The sequence below is a fragment of the Nitrososphaera sp. AFS genome, from assembly GCF_009898475.1.
Taxonomy (GTDB): Archaea; Thermoproteota; Nitrososphaeria; order Nitrososphaerales; family Nitrososphaeraceae; genus Nitrosopolaris.
This window is the reverse complement of the sequence record NZ_QURE01000013.1, coordinates 23,858-38,401: the sequence shown is the minus strand read 5'-3', so window position 1 is coordinate 38,401 and position 14,544 is coordinate 23,858. Positions and strand designations below refer to the sequence as shown.

Here is a 14,544-nt window from a genome sequence, read left to right as displayed (position 1 = left end):
TTTACGGTGGAGTTACATCATTAATATTTTATTCTGTTCATAGTTAAGAAAAACTCCTTCCAAGCAGCTAATTTATTTCTAGACTATCACCTGAAATGTTCCTGACACAACGACTCTCTGTCTACTTTGCCTCTTCTGGAGCAATCGATGCTGGGAATTTTTATACACTAAGGGTTGACCATCTAGAAACGAGGTGGGTTTTAGGATTTTACTCCCCAAAATCTATGTTTCATATAGAAACAACCAAAGTTAAATAGTAAAAGAAATGCCAAAGGTAAATAATAATGTCAGGCTAATGATTTACTACAATTGAAAGATTATGAGCGGATTGTGATATGGCTTGACTACTTTAACAAGACTCTTAACAGACGAAAGGGGCGTAAAATAAGTAAAGAACTGGCAGTTTTTGATCCAACCGTTACAGACCTCTTGGAGGCGGCCACTGAAGCCGGTTATAGACCTTTCCCAGAAGAAACCTCAGAAAATGCCAGATATCCAAGACGATCGTTTGTGAAATCAGGTTATATAACGCTGGCAAAACATCCCGAACAAAAAAAGAGGTTCATTTTAGTGCAAATTGCGTTACGGATGCTCCAGAAAAGTAAACAAAAATCCAAGTCTAGATAACAGAGAATCAAGTAGATATTCGTGATGACGACCAATCATGAGTGATAGATATACTAAAGCACTATACTAAAGTGATGAAATATGATCATTAAGGATCTAGACGAGGTGGGAGAAGTTATGCACTTAGCAAAGAGCAATAGGATCATCGTTCGAATACTCAGTACCAGGAGCAAGGATATTCGACCAGGAGAAGTCCTTGTGGACGAAAAGAACAAGATTATAGGCAAGGTGGTAGAGCTCATAGGGCCGGTGCTATCGCCATATGCCTCGTTAATTCCATTAACTGAAAGAACAAATAAAATACTTGGCGTCAGACTATATCGCCGTAAAGTAACCAGTAAATTTACCCCCAAGAGAAAGAGGTAAATTTAGACTCATTCCTATTGGGACAACCGAACATGGCAATAAATACTTTTTATAATAGATGTCTGTCACTATTCGTCATGTTCGGAATAAACACAGAGATGATCACCGGGATTGCTTTGGTTTTGCTTGCTATTTTATTCATGATAGGGGCTGTATTCTTCAAGCCCTGGGAAACAATATTGATCGTAGACTACGTACTTGTGGCGATCGGGGCTGCTTTTATTGTACTAGGCGTATGGACCAGACGGAACTCTAAAAAGGAACAAACCGAAGAGCCCAGTCATCATTAATTTATTTCCAGGCTAACTAGGCGGTTACTGAAACCGGTCCGTAACGATATCAAGTCCATGGCTGTTACGGGAACAACGTGGTCTCAGACTTTTTTATTCAGTAATAGAAATACTGAATCTAGCAGATTACGAACTACATGTAAACTCACATTCTAGATAGCTCAATACCCCGTGCACGAGGAGATGCTTTCTGCAGAATCAAATCGTAGATATATACACGACAGCATTGCATTGGATTTGCTTCACTTTTGAAGTTCCGATCATTCCTTTAATATGCATATACTTTAGCGTGTTATTCGAATAATACCAATGAGCTGATTTTAGTCAGCATCACGTTTTTGTATTGCGTTGCCATCTCAGTTCCTAATGGAAAATAAAATTAATTACGTTGGCAAGATTTTCGTTTATAATACTGGGATGCCGGAGGATACAATCAAAGCAACCAGGCGCAAATTAGAAGAGTTTGGTGTGGACCAGAACGATATAGTAATGATTGAATTGCCGGAAGGGATCCCGGAAGGCTCGATAATGGTAACAATATGGCCTCACTATCTCTCAGTGGCAAAGGTAAAGCTGGTTAGGGATGGTTCTATATATGCACCTCAATTGTTCAACATAGAACTTTAGACACCACAAAACATTAAAGATCCTTCCTTAATGTTCGTTTTGGTTATGACATTAACGTTCTTTTGCAAACGCGGCAGACATCTAGAATGTCCCAAAGTTTGGCCTGAGGATGAGGCTTCTCTTGGTGGTCATGATTGTTCATTTGATGTAAAGATGACCAAGTGTTTATGCTGTTGTCATGATACCTGAAATTAAGCATAATGATGCATGCCATGAGCTCGCTTTGTTCAAGTTGTGTTCACAAAGTTAAGATTATCTAATTTGTTTCGTGTTGCCTGATTAAATAATAGTCCTGTACCGACATACCGTTCAAGTTTCGGTAGAAGTTAGGGATCAGAAGCTGCTGTTATTGAATTCATGTTTTAACAACAAAATCATTCAGCCACCGCGTCATCATATCCCCTTCTTCCAATTAAACCTCAAGCGTTCCAATAGATGTTTGGCCTTCTTTCGCGAAGCTGAGTCAACACTAATTATTACAACACCCTTGGATGGCTGCCCATACATAATTGTCGAGCCACAAGGTACCATTAGCAAGAGGGGCAAGACCAAAAGATCCTCCTCACCTTTGACGATCACCCTTACTGGGCCACGAGAACAAGCCTTTATTGCCGCCTCTAATACTTGCACCGCATCTTCTGTAACGTGTCCTGCAGGGTTGTAGCAGTCAAGATTCAAACTGTCAGATAGAAATTCGCCCCCTCTGATAACACGTTGGAACCGTTGTTCTTTGCCGTCAACAACCGATAGATCAGGAACTATTCCAAAAGACCCGAGACGGTCAGTGGTGGCGTCCCCTACAGATATGACGAGAGTCGCCTGTTTCGTGAACCTTGTTAAGCTTCCCCTGTTTATTTGGCTACTTTCAAGTAGTAACCCGAATGGCTCCTTCAGGATGCGGAGATTTTCAGGGTTGAGATATACTTTGCGGTTCAGTTCTCGCCCCTTGGTCATCCTGAGCAGGTGTGTTCGACCCAATCTTGTCATTCTCCTTCATAGTCGTGGCGATAATACTAATTCTACCAGCTACCGTCTTGGCCACGTCTGTAAAAGCTTTGGTCTCAATCGAAGCAATCTCTGATATAGAAACAGGCTTACCAACATCGCTCCCTTCCATTATCTGGGAGTGGAGAGGTATTTCGCCCAAAAAGGGGACATTGAATCTATCACTGACCTTCTTACCTCCTCCCTTGCCGAAAACGTGAATCCGTTGTTGGCAATGCGGACACATAAAATAGCTCATATTTTCGATAATCCCGAGTATTGGCACATTTAGCTTGCTAAACATGCCGAGTGCCTTTACCGCAACATTCATGGCTACTTCCTGCGGAGTTGTCACGATGAGAATTCCTGTAATGGGAATGGTCTGTGCCAGAGTTAGGGGCGCGTCTCCTGTACCGGGCGGCAGATCTATAATCAAATAATCCAGGTCTCCCCAGTTAACATCCGTTAGAAATTGTTTAACAATCCCTGATACTATTGGACCTCTATATATACCCGCTTGCTGAGATTGCTCATAGAAAAAGCCCATGGATACTACCTTTATATCCCGAGACAGAATGGGTTGAATCTTGTTATTTGTAACTTCTGGAGTCTGGTTGATTCCTAGCATTAGGGGCACACTGGGACCATAAATATCAGCATCGAGTAGTCCTACCTTTGCGCCAGTTTTGGCCAAACTTAGTGCCAAGTTCACTGACACAGTCGTCTTTCCAACGCCACCCTTGCCGCTAGCTACTGCTACTATGTTCATTACGCCTGGCAGGATCTCGTCTAGTGAAATCGCCCGACCCTCCGTAACTCTTGCAGTGACCTTTAGATTTAGGTCCTTTACCCCTATGCTCTCCATTGAATTTCTAACATCCTGTTCAATTTCACTGTTAAAAGGGCACGCGGGAGTAGTGAGTTGGAGTGTGAACCCTACTTTACCGTCATTAATCTCAAGATCCTTTATCATTCCCATCGATACTATATCCTTGTGTAACTCAGGATCTATCACCTGTCTCAACGAAGACAAAACCTGATCTGCAGTAACCATTCGAAACAAAACAATCTCGCAAATACCGTATTTAAATGATGCATTCTCCATTAGTTACTCGATCACCTCATTGTGTGCTCAAGTTAAACCAAGTTCAACGTTTCAAAAACGGGTGATGTACCCACTAAAAGAAGATATGCTTCACCTTCTAGAATCGGAGGCTACAATGGTATATAGACACTAATGCATCGTCCCATTTAGAACAGCGAAAGGATCAACAATGTATTAATTACCATTATAGAGTATGTCTCATCATGACTAAAGTGTTTGCTGACGTGACCGAGTCTGAAATAACAAGAACGATCGCAGACATGTTCAACGAAACAATCAACGAATATTCTAATTGTGATGTAATAGTAGTGGGTGGCGGGCCTGCCGGCCTTATGGCAAGTAGAGAACTTGCTAAACTAGGCATCCGTACACTCGTCGTTGAGCAGAATAATTATTTAGGAGGAGGATATTGGGTAGGTGGTTTTATGATGAATCCCGTAACAGTCAGGGCACCTGCACAAAGAGTTTGGGATGAAATCGGCGTCCCATACCGAAGGATAAGCGATTCTCTGTTTGCTACCTGGGGACCCCACGCATGTTCAAAGTTGATTGCTGCAGCATGTGATGCGGGGGTAAGATTCCTTCAATTGACAAAGTTTGATGACGTCGTACTGAAGAATGAACGTGTGAGAGGAGTTGTCGTTAACTGGATGCCAGTATCCGCACTTCCAAGGAACATCACGTGTGTTGATCCCGTGGCCCTTGAATGCAAGATCGTGATAGACGCATCTGGTCATGATTCCGTTGTCGTCAGACGTTTAACGGATCGCGGTTACTTGAAGCTGAAAGGAATGGAGCCAATGTGGGTAGAAGGAGGAGAGGACTCAGTCTTGGATTATACGGACGAAGTCTTTCCGGGTTTGGTTGTCGCTGGTATGTCGGTGACCGAAACCCACGGCTTGCCTAGAATGGGTCCTACATTTGGGTCAATGCTCTTGTCAGGTAAGAAGGCGGCAGACGTAACAATGCACAAGCTTAAGGAATTATCTTACCCACCTAGCCCACTTGCTAAGTAGGGCGAAGGGTAAAAAATCCGGAACAGGGACCGGCCCTCGTTCCCGGGGAATGGCATTGGTTTACTAATATGTTTCGTACCGATATCGAGTTTGAATCCTCCACATTTTGCTGCAGGCCAGTGCCGGAGTACGCATTCTTTTAATTGAGTCCAGGTATTTGAGCAACACACTTCGCAAAGCCTGCTACCCTTGATTAGCAAAATTTGTCGGGGCGGCCGCCTAATCATATTGGCAATACCTCAAAAAAGGACCTCAAGAAATAGAAAGTTGTTGGCAATCCGAACAAATTATTAAATGGCCCGCACAAACCCCTCTGTATTAATAAATGTCTAGAACGGATCGTCGAGAAGAGTCCGTTAACTCGGGAAAATTAAGTCTCTACGACGTAATAATTATCGGGTCTGGGCCTGCCGGCTATACAGCAGGTATATATACATCGCGCGCAAGGCTCAAAACCCTTCTAATAACAGGCTCGCTCCCTGGAGGCCAACTTATGACGACCAGTGAAGTAGAGAATTATCCGGGTTTCCCCAATGGAATTTTTGGGCCTGAGTTAATGATGAACATGCGGCAACAGGCTGAAAGGTTCGGCGCAGTGGCGGTGGACGACGAAGTAATTAAAGTAGACTTTCACAGACGGCCTTTTGAGCTCACAACGAACATAGAAACGTATAAAGCTGAGGCGGTATTAATCTGTACAGGGGCTTCACCAAGAAAGCTCGGAATAAAGGGAGAAGAGATATTCGCAGGAAGGGGGGTGTCTTATTGTGCTACGTGCGACGGGCCCTTCTTTAAAGGGGAGGACATAGTTGTTGTTGGAGGAGGTGACACTGCCCTTGAAGAAGCTACTTTCCTCACGAAATTTGGGAAATCGGTTAAGATAGTGCATCGTCGTGATTCCTTGAGGGCAAGCAAAATTCTGCAAGACAAGGCTTTTGAAAATCCCAAGATCGAGTTTCTTTGGCATAATGTCGTAATTGATATACAGGGAAGCAAGAAAGTTGCTTCAGTAGTGGTTAGTGACGTTAACAACGGAAAGGTAAAGAATATACCAGCTGGAGGTCTGTTCGTAGCAATTGGCCATGATCCAAACACACACATATTTAAAGGCCAGCTAGAGTTGGATGAGAAAGGATACATCGTATTAAAGGGTAATTCTTCCACTAGTATAGAAGGGGTTTTCGCCGCTGGAGATGTTCACGATTATAGATACAGACAGGCAATCACTGCTGGAGGATTCGGGTGTATGGCTGCGTTAGACGTGGAAAAGTGGTTGTTAGAGCATCAACATCATGCTCAAGATCGCGAGAATCTAGACACTTCGAACATCTACAGAAGTACGTAATTTCTGATCTCGTTTTTGGCACCTGTTAAGCGCGGTATCGTATTGGTCCTCTGAAAATACACCTTGCTGGACGTATAAACTCTTGAACTTTGTTCCATCATCCGCGAATATACCTACAAGGATACCCTCGTCTATTTTTGCTGCAACCTTCAGCATCGATGCCAGGACAGACCCCGAGGACGGACCTACCAACAGCTTTTCCTTTAAGGCTAGATCAGCAACTGAATCAAATGACTCTTTGTTTGTTGCGGTTAGCCAGTCGTCGACTAAATATTCACGCCTAATAAACAAATCAGGCATTGATGATTCTTCGAAGTTTCTCAAGCCTTGAAGAAGATGATTCCTCTGGGCTTGGATTGCAATTATTTTGACATTTTTGTTCATCTTCTTCAAAAATGCTCCGGTGCCTGTTATGGTGCCACCAGTACCACAGCCAGTGAAGAAATGTGTTAGCTCCCCTTGGGTTTGCCTCCAGATTTCAGGTCCTGTGCCTTCATAGTGGGCTAGAAAATTGGCCTCATTTTCATATTGATTTGGCATGTAGTAAATATCCGGTCTAGGTTTGGCTATTGCTGTCGCAAGCGCAATACTTTGATCTGTACCTGCACCGACCCTTGGACAGAGATCATCTGAGGTTTCGTGTATTGTAGCACCTAGACTCTTAAGAATCCTCTTGGTTTCACCACTCACTTTATCTGGTATGACAATTTCTACTTTATAGCCGAGAGCCTGAGAAATCCCGGCCAGGGCAATGCCCGTATTTCCGGAAGTTGGTTCAATAATTATACTTTTACCCTTCCGTAATACTCCCCTTCTTTCAGCATCCTTAATCATCCAATAAGCAGCCCTATCTTTTACTGAGCCAAAAGGGTTGTACCATTCCAGCTTGGCGTATAACTTCACTTTGGCTGTTGAGAATGAATCCAGCATGATAAGAGGGGTGTTTCCTATCTCCTTGACTATATCTGAGCTGGCTATAGCTGTCATTCTCTATTTGGCCTTTCTAATTAAAAATTCGAGGACATGGTTATCTTTGTTAATGGAAAGAAGGTCATGCCCGCTTCTCCTCACCCACGAAGATATATCCTCTTCAGATTCTGGATCATCAGCTACTACCATTATTATGTCCCCTATAGCCAGTCTCTCAATTTCAATTTTTGTGCGAAAGACAGGTTCTGGACAGTATAAGCCTTTAACATCGATAGTTCTAGTTGGAGATTTGGTGCTACTCGCGCTCATATAAACAACCAAATTTATGGCAACCTCGGTATATTAAGTATTAAGAAAATTTTAAGTATTAAATTACAGGCGGCGATGCGTGTCTGACGATAAACTCATCTGAAAAGATCCTTTTCTCTAGCTCTCAAAAGTGGATTGATGGAGGAATATTTCCTTGGCTCATATTCATAGCCACGTATTATCACTGCTGGGATGCGCTCGCTTTTACCCATTTGTAATTCCGCAGCAGATGCAATTTCGTCTACAACTGCAATCTCTGTCACTCTTAGCTTCTTGCCATAGATGTCGAATTTGCCTACATAGCTTTTGATGGGAGCGATGCCAGCCAACCCAATTGCTACGTTAACTTGCCCCTCTCTGAATGGTCGGCCGAACGTATCAGTTATGATCACCGCTACATCAACTCCTGCTAGTTGCTTTAAGGAATCTCGAAGCCTCCGAGCAGAAGAATCCGAGTCTTCAGGAAGCAACGAAGCGTGATTGTCGCCATCCTCCACGTTGCTCTGGTCTATTCCTGCATTCGCACAAACCATACCTTGCTTTGTTTCCACAATGATAATCCCTCGTTCCGATCTAAGAATAACTTTAGATTCATTCAGCATTGCTTCCATTAATCGTGGGTCTTTATTGGTCTGCTCAGCAATCTCAATTGCCTTAGACGATGGCTTAACCTTTTCTAAATTAAGTACCCTCCCCTCTGCCTTTGAAATTACTTTTTGAGCAACGACAAGTATGTCACCATTTAGAATTTGCCCAACTTTGCCGATTGATTCTAATATTATTTGATCAAGTCTATCACCTGCCTGGATATCCCGCATAATCTGAATAGGTATGATCTCTATCTTCTTCAAAGTACTATGCCAATGTAATCACAGCCAGTTTAATCCTGTTGAATGTCGGCTAAGACAGCTTTACCGAATTTTTTTTCTAATAGATTTAACAACAGTGTCAAGTCACGTATTTCTATAACTCCGTCAGCCACTTCCCTAACCTTATCGACAGGACACATACCAACGGTAAATCCTGCGACCGATATTAAACTGAGGTCGTTTGCTCCGTCTATAACAGCCACTGTATCTTGACGAACTGTTCGCCATTCGTCCAGGGTTTTACGCACTGCATTGGCCTTATCTGAAGTGACATTGATCTTGACATCGTCTAGGACGCCATTTTTGAAAATAAGTTCATTGGAGAATATTCTATCGAGTCCAAGCTCATCTTTCAATCTATCAGTAATAAGCGTAAAACCACCTGAAACGGCCATCATTTTCCAGCCGGCTCTTTTGAGGGCAGCACAGAGCTCTTTTGCACCAGGCATGATTTGCAGGTTAACTCCAATCTTCTGTGCGTCATCTTCTCTTATTCCACGAAGTGTTTCTACGCGCTTCCTTAGTCCCTCTTCCCATTTTATTTCTCCTCTAATTCCTTGTTTGGTGATGTCCCAGATTTCTTTTTCCTTATCCGGTCCCATGAGTTGAGCTAACACTGGAAGATATTCTGCATTGAGAAGAACCCCTTCTACATCAAAGATAATTAGCATAATAACATGTGCTCTGACTCAGACGAAGATTCTTTGCAATATATTAACTTTATCGAAAATCTCTTTTTATCTAACTTTTTTCTTCAAAGCGTACGATTCCTGAGCTCAGGCTTCAGTGCTCAATCATAACATTCATTGTCCAACCAGAGACAGCAGACGATTCGCTCATGGCAGCTATCTTACAAATTGCTACTCGAAGAACATATGAGCGTATAGCTCATCTCTAGCGTCAGAAGGAAAATGTCTCACGGCTTCTTCCTAGTACCTGCTTGAATTCGAACTCGAATAGCAGTGGATCGAAATTAATGAGGTAGTAGATCAGGAAAAATATTATAGACCTTTAGTGCTGCAATTCATCAGATGAGTGAAAGCACAGGAACAAAATATGTGGTCCCTGTTAGGCAAGTTGAGAAAACGTTAAAGTTGTCAGAGGAGGCAAAAACTGAATTACGCGGAATTGGAATGATGGATGACAAAGGTAAGTTGAAACTCAAGGGGGTAAGCCCAAAAATGCTTAAACGGATGAAGTTAGAAGCCGTTGACTGCCCGGTTCTAAAAACCGAAGTCGGATTCGTTCAGTGCTATGTTTGCAAGAATTCTAACTCCAAAACTTCATAAGCCTAGCGAAGGAGCCTTTTTTCGTTGACTGGACGCAGTGGTATTACAGTAAAGAAGTACGTGAATTTCAGTGAATGGTATACGCAAGTAATAAGCAAGGCGGGGCTGGCTGACTATTCTCCAGTCAAGGGCTCAATAGTAGTTAGACCTTATGGTTACGAGATTTGGAATATAATTAAGAACGTTCTTGACACCAAACTCAAAGAGACAGGCCATCAAGACGGTTTCATGCCAATTCTGATCCCCGAATCTTTTCTCTCCAAAGAGAAGAATCATTTCGAAGGTTTTACGCCTGAAGTATTCTGGGTCACAAAAGCAGGAACAACGGAGCTATCTGAACGACTTGCTCTACGCCCAACGTCTGAGACGATCGTTTATGCATTGTTTTCCAAGTGGATAGAAAGTTATAGGGACCTTCCTATGAAAATTAATTTCTGGAACTCTGCACTGCGCGCAGAAATAAAGAACACTAAGCCGTTTATCCGTAATTCGGAATTCCTTTGGCAGGAGGGCCATACAGCTCACGTGTCTGAAAAGGATGCAGAGGCAGAGGTCAGTTTAATTTTGGACATTTATCAGGGAATAATAGAGGATTATCTGGCTATCTCAGCCATTGCAGGTTCAAAAAGTGAACGGGAGAAATTTGTGGGGGCGGTATATACTTTTACCCTTGAAAGCCTAATGCCAGATGGCAAGGCACTTCAAGTGGCCACTTCGCATAATCTGGGGCAAAACTTCTCGAAACCGTTCGAAATACGATATCTTAATGAAAATAATGAGCTGTCTTATGTTTGGCAAACCTCATGGGGTGTCTCATGGCGATTAATAGGGGCGATTGTAATGATGCATGGAGATGACAAAGGTCTTTTACTTCCCCCCCAGATCGCTCCAGTACAGACAGTAATAGTTCCGATCTTCAGAGATGATCATGCCGAAGTTGTCAAATCAAGAGCCCATGAAATAGGCGATGAATTGAGAAAAGCAGGAATTAGAGTTTTGGTTGACGATAGAGAAGAATACACATCGGGATGGAAATTTAATGAATGGGAACTCAAGGGAATACCTCTCAGAATAAACTTAGGACCACGTGACATTAAGGAGGCCCAAGTAGAATTGGTTAGAAGAGACAATATGCAGAAACTCAAAACCAGTCGATTGAGTGTTGTGGACTTTGTGTCGCGCATATTGGCTGAAATTCAGGAGAATTTATTAAGCAGGACAAAGGAATTCCTGAAGCAAAATATAACTATGGTGGATTCCTTTGAGGCCTTTAAATCTATCATTGGGAATGGCGGTTTCATTTCCGCACCCTGGTGTGGCGATCAAAGTTGTGAGGAACAGGTTAAACAAGAAACCGGGGCCGATCTAAGAGTTATCCCATTCCAAGAGGGGGACGGAATTGGAACCAAATTTGAAGCCTGTTTTTGTTGCGAACGGAAGGCAGCAAAAGTTGCAATCTTCGCTCGGGCTTACTAGAATGCCGACATCTTCTCAGCGGAATAAGTATAAGTTCGCCAACCGGGTGATGTTGTAATGTTCGAACTTGAAAACTGACAATCCGTAATTATGAATAGTTTTTATGAGAATGACCAATCTAATTTATATGCATTTAAGAGCGAACCAATCGTTTTTTAATATGATTGAACTGCCAATATTTTTCGCTCACTTTCAACTATTGTTGAGCCAGACGTATTCAATCCTGTTTACTCATGAATGACCCAAGCGGCAGAATGGTGAGTTTCGGGACAAGTAGCTAAGGAAAAGCATGATTCCGAGATCGTCATATAAGTGAAATTGTCTGCTGCATTCATTCTCATAATTGAATCTAACTTCGAACGGTCAACGCTATTCAAATATTAAGCCGATTATAATCTCTGCATCAAAAGTAAACCGTCTATTTACCCAACATCTTTATAAGCTTAGTCGTCGGTTCATGTGTTATGCAATCGCGGTTTCTACTTTATAGCTTTTACCTAGCAGTAAAAGTCTGGGTATACAAAGTAGTAAAGGGAAAAAATAATACGGAGGAGATCTCGATCTGAAGCGGGTTAGTTGCCCAGCAGAATGTAAACTATAATTTGCGCCCAGCGATAGCACATAGACACATTGGGATTGTTATGGTACCGGACATAACTGCATTATTAAAAGAAACCTGCTATCGTGTGTTCAAGCGTACAAGTGGCCTAGTCGGAACCGAATTGGGAAACGAAAGATTTGAAGTTGGAGCAGGAGGCGATATCAGTCGAAAAATAGATCTTGTGGCCGAAGCGACGGTTTTTGAAGTTTTGGACGAGTACAACTTTAGGCCCACGATAATCGCTGAGGAAGCGGGCATAGTAGAGGGACATGATGGATACTTGGTGGTCGATGCAGTCGATGGAACTACAAATGCCAGTCGTGCTATCCCGTTTGTTTGTTGCTCCCTAGCTTTTTCCAGTGATGTAACATTAAGCTCGGTGGAGGCTGCTGCCGTAATAGATTTGACGAGCAGAGATCTATATCATGCGAAATATCGAATGGGTTCTTACAAGAACGATAGAGCAATAAGAGTTAGTACACCAAACAGCGAATCTTCTGAATTTGACGATATTATCATAGGCTTGAACTTATCTAGCGTAGATCCTGGTAGTATAATGAAGTTGCTGAAAGTCGTTTCGAAATCGAAACATATAAGACAATTCGGAGCAAATGCGTTAGAACTGTGCTATCTGGCCAGTGGACTTATTGACGCCTACATTGACCTTAGGGGGAAAATTCGTATAACAGATATTGCTGCGGCCTATCTTGTCGTAAAAGAAGCTGGGGGCGAGTTGTATGCAACAAACGGATCAGAGTTAGACTCGACCTTAACCAGTAGTGAGAGGATTTCATTTCTGGCTGTGAGAGATGAAAGGCTCTTCGCTCATTTGGCTTCCAATATCGGAAGTCCATAGGATGGTTCTCGAAATCTTCATTAGAACGCCCGGGCCGGGATTCGAACCCGGGTCGAAGGAGTGACAGTCCCCCATACTAGACCGGATTTTACGACGACTTTACTATAGTCTCTATACTACCCGGGCGCACAATCCAAACCTTTAGTCAGGCAATTAAAGTGTTTTGATTGGCCAGCATCAACTTCGTCCTAGGTGCATAAAATAAATTAACCTCTGCCCGAGGCTATGTTTAAAGCGGGGCCCGTAGCTCAGCCAGGTAGAGTACCGGACTTTTAAAAACACGAAGAAATCCGGCTGTCTCGGGTTCGACTCCCGACGGGCCCGCCTTAACCTCAGATGTTAGGTCTCATTTGGGTGTTGATGGAACCGATATGCTCGAAGATTTCCTATATATCCATTACGGTCACTCTGAGGTATATACTGATTACAACATAGGTAAAGCGGCCAAATAACAACAATCTCTGTTTTGTCCCTTCACTTTGTTGTATATGCCCCCACCTATGTACATACAAAGAAAAGCCAGTCTAACCATCTTAGTCCCTACATATGAAAGAGGAAGAAAAACAGGGTATAGTATAGTACCAGCAATTGCAAAAAGGATTATTAGGGTAATCCTCCCCACCGGAAGAGACAGACGACGCATTATTTGTTCATCATAAATATTCGCCCATCGTTAAATTGTTAATGGTATTTTTCGGCGGTAGTATTGTATTCAATGTTACAGGTATGCTTTGAGATAACGTATACATTGCAACAGTATTTTATATTGTCATAATAAATTGTCTTCCCACGCTGCTGACTTTTCTCTAAAACATTTGTTAACGCCACTTTACAACATCAATGAAATTTAAAATTACCGATTTTATTTCATTTTTGGTTTCATGAAAAGTGTAGATAGCGTGGTCCTTTGATTTGTTTCAAATTTGACGATTTTAGATTATAACATCAATGGTAAAGTTTATGGTAGGCCCTATTTGGGAAACTAACCTTGGTTGTGAAAGTTGATTGCGGCGGCTTTATTGAGTGAAGTACCACTAGAGCATTGAGAAGAATGTCGACTGGCATTAAAATGGATACATGCAGCTGCGTTTTTGTGCGACAATTAATCTGCTCACCATGGTTTTAGCACCAGATGAAACCATCAGCCCCCGAAGCATTGAGGAAGGAAGGTATTGGTTTCGGGTTCTCCTGCCGATAGCGAGTACAGGATGACCGCATGCGGTGCGCATCGGAGCTGTAACTAATAAGTCCGAAATATACAGCCTTATACCATTAGAATACTGCATCAACGATAGATTGCGGACCTTTGAGTTCATCGGAATGGATGGGCGAGCTAGCCCCTGTGGAGAAATCCAGTTCACGTCATATTCCATCTCATTGCAATCACTTAGTATTTTATGAAATAGAAGCGCATTTTCATAAGAAGCTCCTTCCATGAATCAATTTCACTACTTAGCATCACCTTTACAGAGAACCCCTCGGATTATCTTCAGAAAAGAATGCTAAATGACGTTTATTGCGGCATTTCTTTCCTGGTAGGTTGTAATCCTAGAGGTGGTAACAATTCTCTACGCGATTGAATTTTTATTTACTTTCCTATGACCCCAGGCTATATTTCCTATGGGCGTCATGTTTACCTATGCCTGATTACGTTTGTGCCTATGTTCTTCGATAAGAAGCCTAACTATAGCCTCTAGTGTTCTCACTTTCCCATCTCTTATTGTGTACTCCGCGCCTATTTTTAAAAGCGACTTCCTAGTTGCATCGGAAATTTTCATAGAAGTGATCATTGTATAGTCAGTATGCCGAAGATACGTACACTATTAAATATTATAAGTTTCGATTATATGTCAG

16 protein-coding genes and 2 tRNA genes are annotated in these 14,544 nt (G+C 42.4%); 10 read left to right on the top strand and 8 right to left on the bottom strand.

All coding sequences use genetic code 11. The features are described 5' to 3' along the window. Window positions 1-309: 309 nt before the first annotated feature. From DYY65_RS03260 to DYY65_RS03245, 4 genes are all read left to right on the top strand, one after another. Window positions 310-627 (top strand): signal recognition particle subunit SRP19/SEC65 family protein, encoded by a 318-nt coding sequence (locus DYY65_RS03260; RefSeq protein WP_162476556.1) that lies wholly within the window; start codon window positions 310-312, stop codon window positions 625-627. Between the two features lie 81 nt (window positions 628-708). Then, on the top strand, window positions 709-993 hold the full coding sequence (locus DYY65_RS03255) for an H/ACA ribonucleoprotein complex subunit GAR1 (RefSeq protein ID WP_162476555.1): 285 nt from the start codon (window positions 709-711) through the stop codon (window positions 991-993). Between the two features lie 32 nt (window positions 994-1,025). Beyond that, window positions 1,026-1,283 carry a hypothetical protein gene (locus DYY65_RS03250; RefSeq protein ID WP_162476554.1) on the top strand — a complete coding sequence of 86 codons (258 nt, stop codon included), beginning with the start codon at window positions 1,026-1,028 and terminating at the stop codon, window positions 1,281-1,283. A gap of 366 nt (window positions 1,284-1,649) precedes the next feature. Further along, window positions 1,650-1,910: a hypothetical protein gene (locus tag DYY65_RS03245; protein ID WP_162476553.1), complete on the top strand. Its 261-nt coding sequence runs from the start codon at window positions 1,650-1,652 to the stop codon at window positions 1,908-1,910. Window positions 1,911-2,303: 393 nt separating this feature from the next. On the opposite strand, the gene DYY65_RS03240 is transcribed toward DYY65_RS03245, so the two are convergent. Beyond that, window positions 2,304-2,864, bottom strand: a complete 561-nt coding sequence (locus tag DYY65_RS03240) for a DUF359 domain-containing protein (RefSeq protein ID WP_162476552.1) — start codon at window positions 2,862-2,864, stop codon at window positions 2,304-2,306. Further along, window positions 2,818-3,948 carry an Mrp/NBP35 family ATP-binding protein gene (locus tag DYY65_RS03235; protein WP_162476558.1) on the bottom strand — a complete coding sequence of 377 codons (1,131 nt, stop codon included), beginning with the start codon at window positions 3,946-3,948 and terminating at the stop codon, window positions 2,818-2,820. Before DYY65_RS03235 ends, DYY65_RS03240 begins: the two co-directional genes overlap by 47 nt. A gap of 254 nt (window positions 3,949-4,202) precedes the next feature. Here DYY65_RS03235 and DYY65_RS03230 point away from each other — a divergent pair, with 254 nt between their 5' ends. After that, a complete protein-coding gene (locus DYY65_RS03230) occupies window positions 4,203-5,015 on the top strand; it encodes a sulfide-dependent adenosine diphosphate thiazole synthase (protein ID WP_162476551.1) in 813 nt (270 codons plus the stop codon). Window positions 5,016-5,340: 325 nt separating this feature from the next. Further along, window positions 5,341-6,360 (top strand): thioredoxin-disulfide reductase, encoded by a 1,020-nt coding sequence (trxB, locus tag DYY65_RS03225; protein ID WP_162476550.1) that lies wholly within the window; start codon window positions 5,341-5,343, stop codon window positions 6,358-6,360. Here trxB and DYY65_RS03220 read toward each other — a convergent pair. The 4 genes from DYY65_RS03220 to serB all read right to left on the bottom strand — a co-directional run bounded on the left by DYY65_RS03220 (window position 6,328) and on the right by serB (window position 9,139). Beyond that, complete coding sequence (locus DYY65_RS03220) at window positions 6,328-7,347, bottom strand: PLP-dependent cysteine synthase family protein (RefSeq protein ID WP_162476549.1); 1,020 nt, start codon at window positions 7,345-7,347, stop codon at window positions 6,328-6,330. The two genes, trxB and DYY65_RS03220, sit on opposite strands and share 33 nt — an antisense overlap. A gap of 3 nt (window positions 7,348-7,350) precedes the next feature. After that, window positions 7,351-7,599 carry a sulfurtransferase TusA family protein gene (locus tag DYY65_RS03215; protein ID WP_162476548.1) on the bottom strand — a complete coding sequence of 83 codons (249 nt, stop codon included), beginning with the start codon at window positions 7,597-7,599 and terminating at the stop codon, window positions 7,351-7,353. A 95-nt stretch (window positions 7,600-7,694) separates the two neighbouring features. Beyond that, window positions 7,695-8,450: a coenzyme F420-0:L-glutamate ligase gene (cofE, locus tag DYY65_RS03210; protein ID WP_236561630.1), complete on the bottom strand. Its 756-nt coding sequence runs from the start codon at window positions 8,448-8,450 to the stop codon at window positions 7,695-7,697. A 29-nt stretch (window positions 8,451-8,479) separates the two neighbouring features. After that, entirely contained in the window at window positions 8,480-9,139 is a 660-nt protein-coding gene (gene serB, locus DYY65_RS03205; RefSeq protein WP_162476547.1) for a phosphoserine phosphatase SerB, read from the bottom strand. Between the two features lie 360 nt (window positions 9,140-9,499). On the opposite strand from serB, the gene DYY65_RS03200 reads away from it, so the two are divergent. The 3 genes from DYY65_RS03200 to DYY65_RS03190 all read left to right on the top strand — a co-directional run bounded on the left by DYY65_RS03200 (window position 9,500) and on the right by DYY65_RS03190 (window position 12,690). Beyond that, a complete protein-coding gene (locus tag DYY65_RS03200) occupies window positions 9,500-9,757 on the top strand; it encodes a hypothetical protein (protein ID WP_162476546.1) in 258 nt (85 codons plus the stop codon). Window positions 9,758-9,781: 24 nt separating this feature from the next. After that, window positions 9,782-11,233 (top strand): proline--tRNA ligase, encoded by a 1,452-nt coding sequence (gene proS, locus DYY65_RS03195; protein ID WP_162476545.1) that lies wholly within the window; start codon window positions 9,782-9,784, stop codon window positions 11,231-11,233. A gap of 641 nt (window positions 11,234-11,874) precedes the next feature. Next, on the top strand, window positions 11,875-12,690 hold the full coding sequence (locus DYY65_RS03190) for an inositol monophosphatase family protein (protein ID WP_162476544.1): 816 nt from the start codon (window positions 11,875-11,877) through the stop codon (window positions 12,688-12,690). A 26-nt stretch (window positions 12,691-12,716) separates the two neighbouring features. Here the strand turns inward: DYY65_RS03190 and DYY65_RS03185 are convergent. Further along, a tRNA-Asp gene (locus DYY65_RS03185) sits at window positions 12,717-12,816 on the bottom strand. Between the two features lie 111 nt (window positions 12,817-12,927). Here DYY65_RS03185 and DYY65_RS03180 point away from each other — a divergent pair. Further along, window positions 12,928-13,014 (top strand) — tRNA-Lys (locus DYY65_RS03180). A gap of 740 nt (window positions 13,015-13,754) precedes the next feature. Here the strand turns inward: DYY65_RS03180 and DYY65_RS03175 are convergent. After that, window positions 13,755-14,126: a hypothetical protein gene (locus DYY65_RS03175; RefSeq protein ID WP_162476543.1), complete on the bottom strand. Its 372-nt coding sequence runs from the start codon at window positions 14,124-14,126 to the stop codon at window positions 13,755-13,757. Between the last annotated feature and the right edge of the window lie 418 nt (window positions 14,127-14,544).

What these genes read in the sequence shown, in the direction of transcription:
- DYY65_RS03255 (WP_162476555.1), top strand. Translation starts at nt 709, where the DNA reads ATGATCATTAAGGATCTAGACGAGGTGGGAGAAGTTATGCACTTAGCA.
- DYY65_RS03250 (WP_162476554.1), top strand. Translation starts at nt 1,026, where the DNA reads ATGGCAATAAATACTTTTTATAATAGATGTCTGTCACTATTCGTCATG.
- DYY65_RS03245 (WP_162476553.1), top strand. Translation starts at nt 1,650, where the DNA reads ATGGAAAATAAAATTAATTACGTTGGCAAGATTTTCGTTTATAATACT.
- DYY65_RS03240 (WP_162476552.1), bottom strand. Translation starts at nt 2,864, where the DNA reads ATGACCAAGGGGCGAGAACTGAACCGCAAAGTATATCTCAACCCTGAA.
- DYY65_RS03235 (WP_162476558.1), bottom strand. Translation starts at nt 3,948, where the DNA reads ATGGTTACTGCAGATCAGGTTTTGTCTTCGTTGAGACAGGTGATAGAT.
- DYY65_RS03230 (WP_162476551.1), top strand. Translation starts at nt 4,203, where the DNA reads ATGACTAAAGTGTTTGCTGACGTGACCGAGTCTGAAATAACAAGAACG.
- trxB (WP_162476550.1), top strand. Translation starts at nt 5,341, where the DNA reads ATGTCTAGAACGGATCGTCGAGAAGAGTCCGTTAACTCGGGAAAATTA.
- DYY65_RS03220 (WP_162476549.1), bottom strand. Translation starts at nt 7,347, where the DNA reads ATGACAGCTATAGCCAGCTCAGATATAGTCAAGGAGATAGGAAACACC.
- DYY65_RS03215 (WP_162476548.1), bottom strand. Translation starts at nt 7,599, where the DNA reads ATGAGCGCGAGTAGCACCAAATCTCCAACTAGAACTATCGATGTTAAA.
- serB (WP_162476547.1), bottom strand. Translation starts at nt 9,139, where the DNA reads ATGCTAATTATCTTTGATGTAGAAGGGGTTCTTCTCAATGCAGAATAT.
- DYY65_RS03200 (WP_162476546.1), top strand. Translation starts at nt 9,500, where the DNA reads ATGAGTGAAAGCACAGGAACAAAATATGTGGTCCCTGTTAGGCAAGTT.
- DYY65_RS03190 (WP_162476544.1), top strand. Translation starts at nt 11,875, where the DNA reads ATGGTACCGGACATAACTGCATTATTAAAAGAAACCTGCTATCGTGTG.
- DYY65_RS03175 (WP_162476543.1), bottom strand. Translation starts at nt 14,126, where the DNA reads ATGGAAGGAGCTTCTTATGAAAATGCGCTTCTATTTCATAAAATACTA.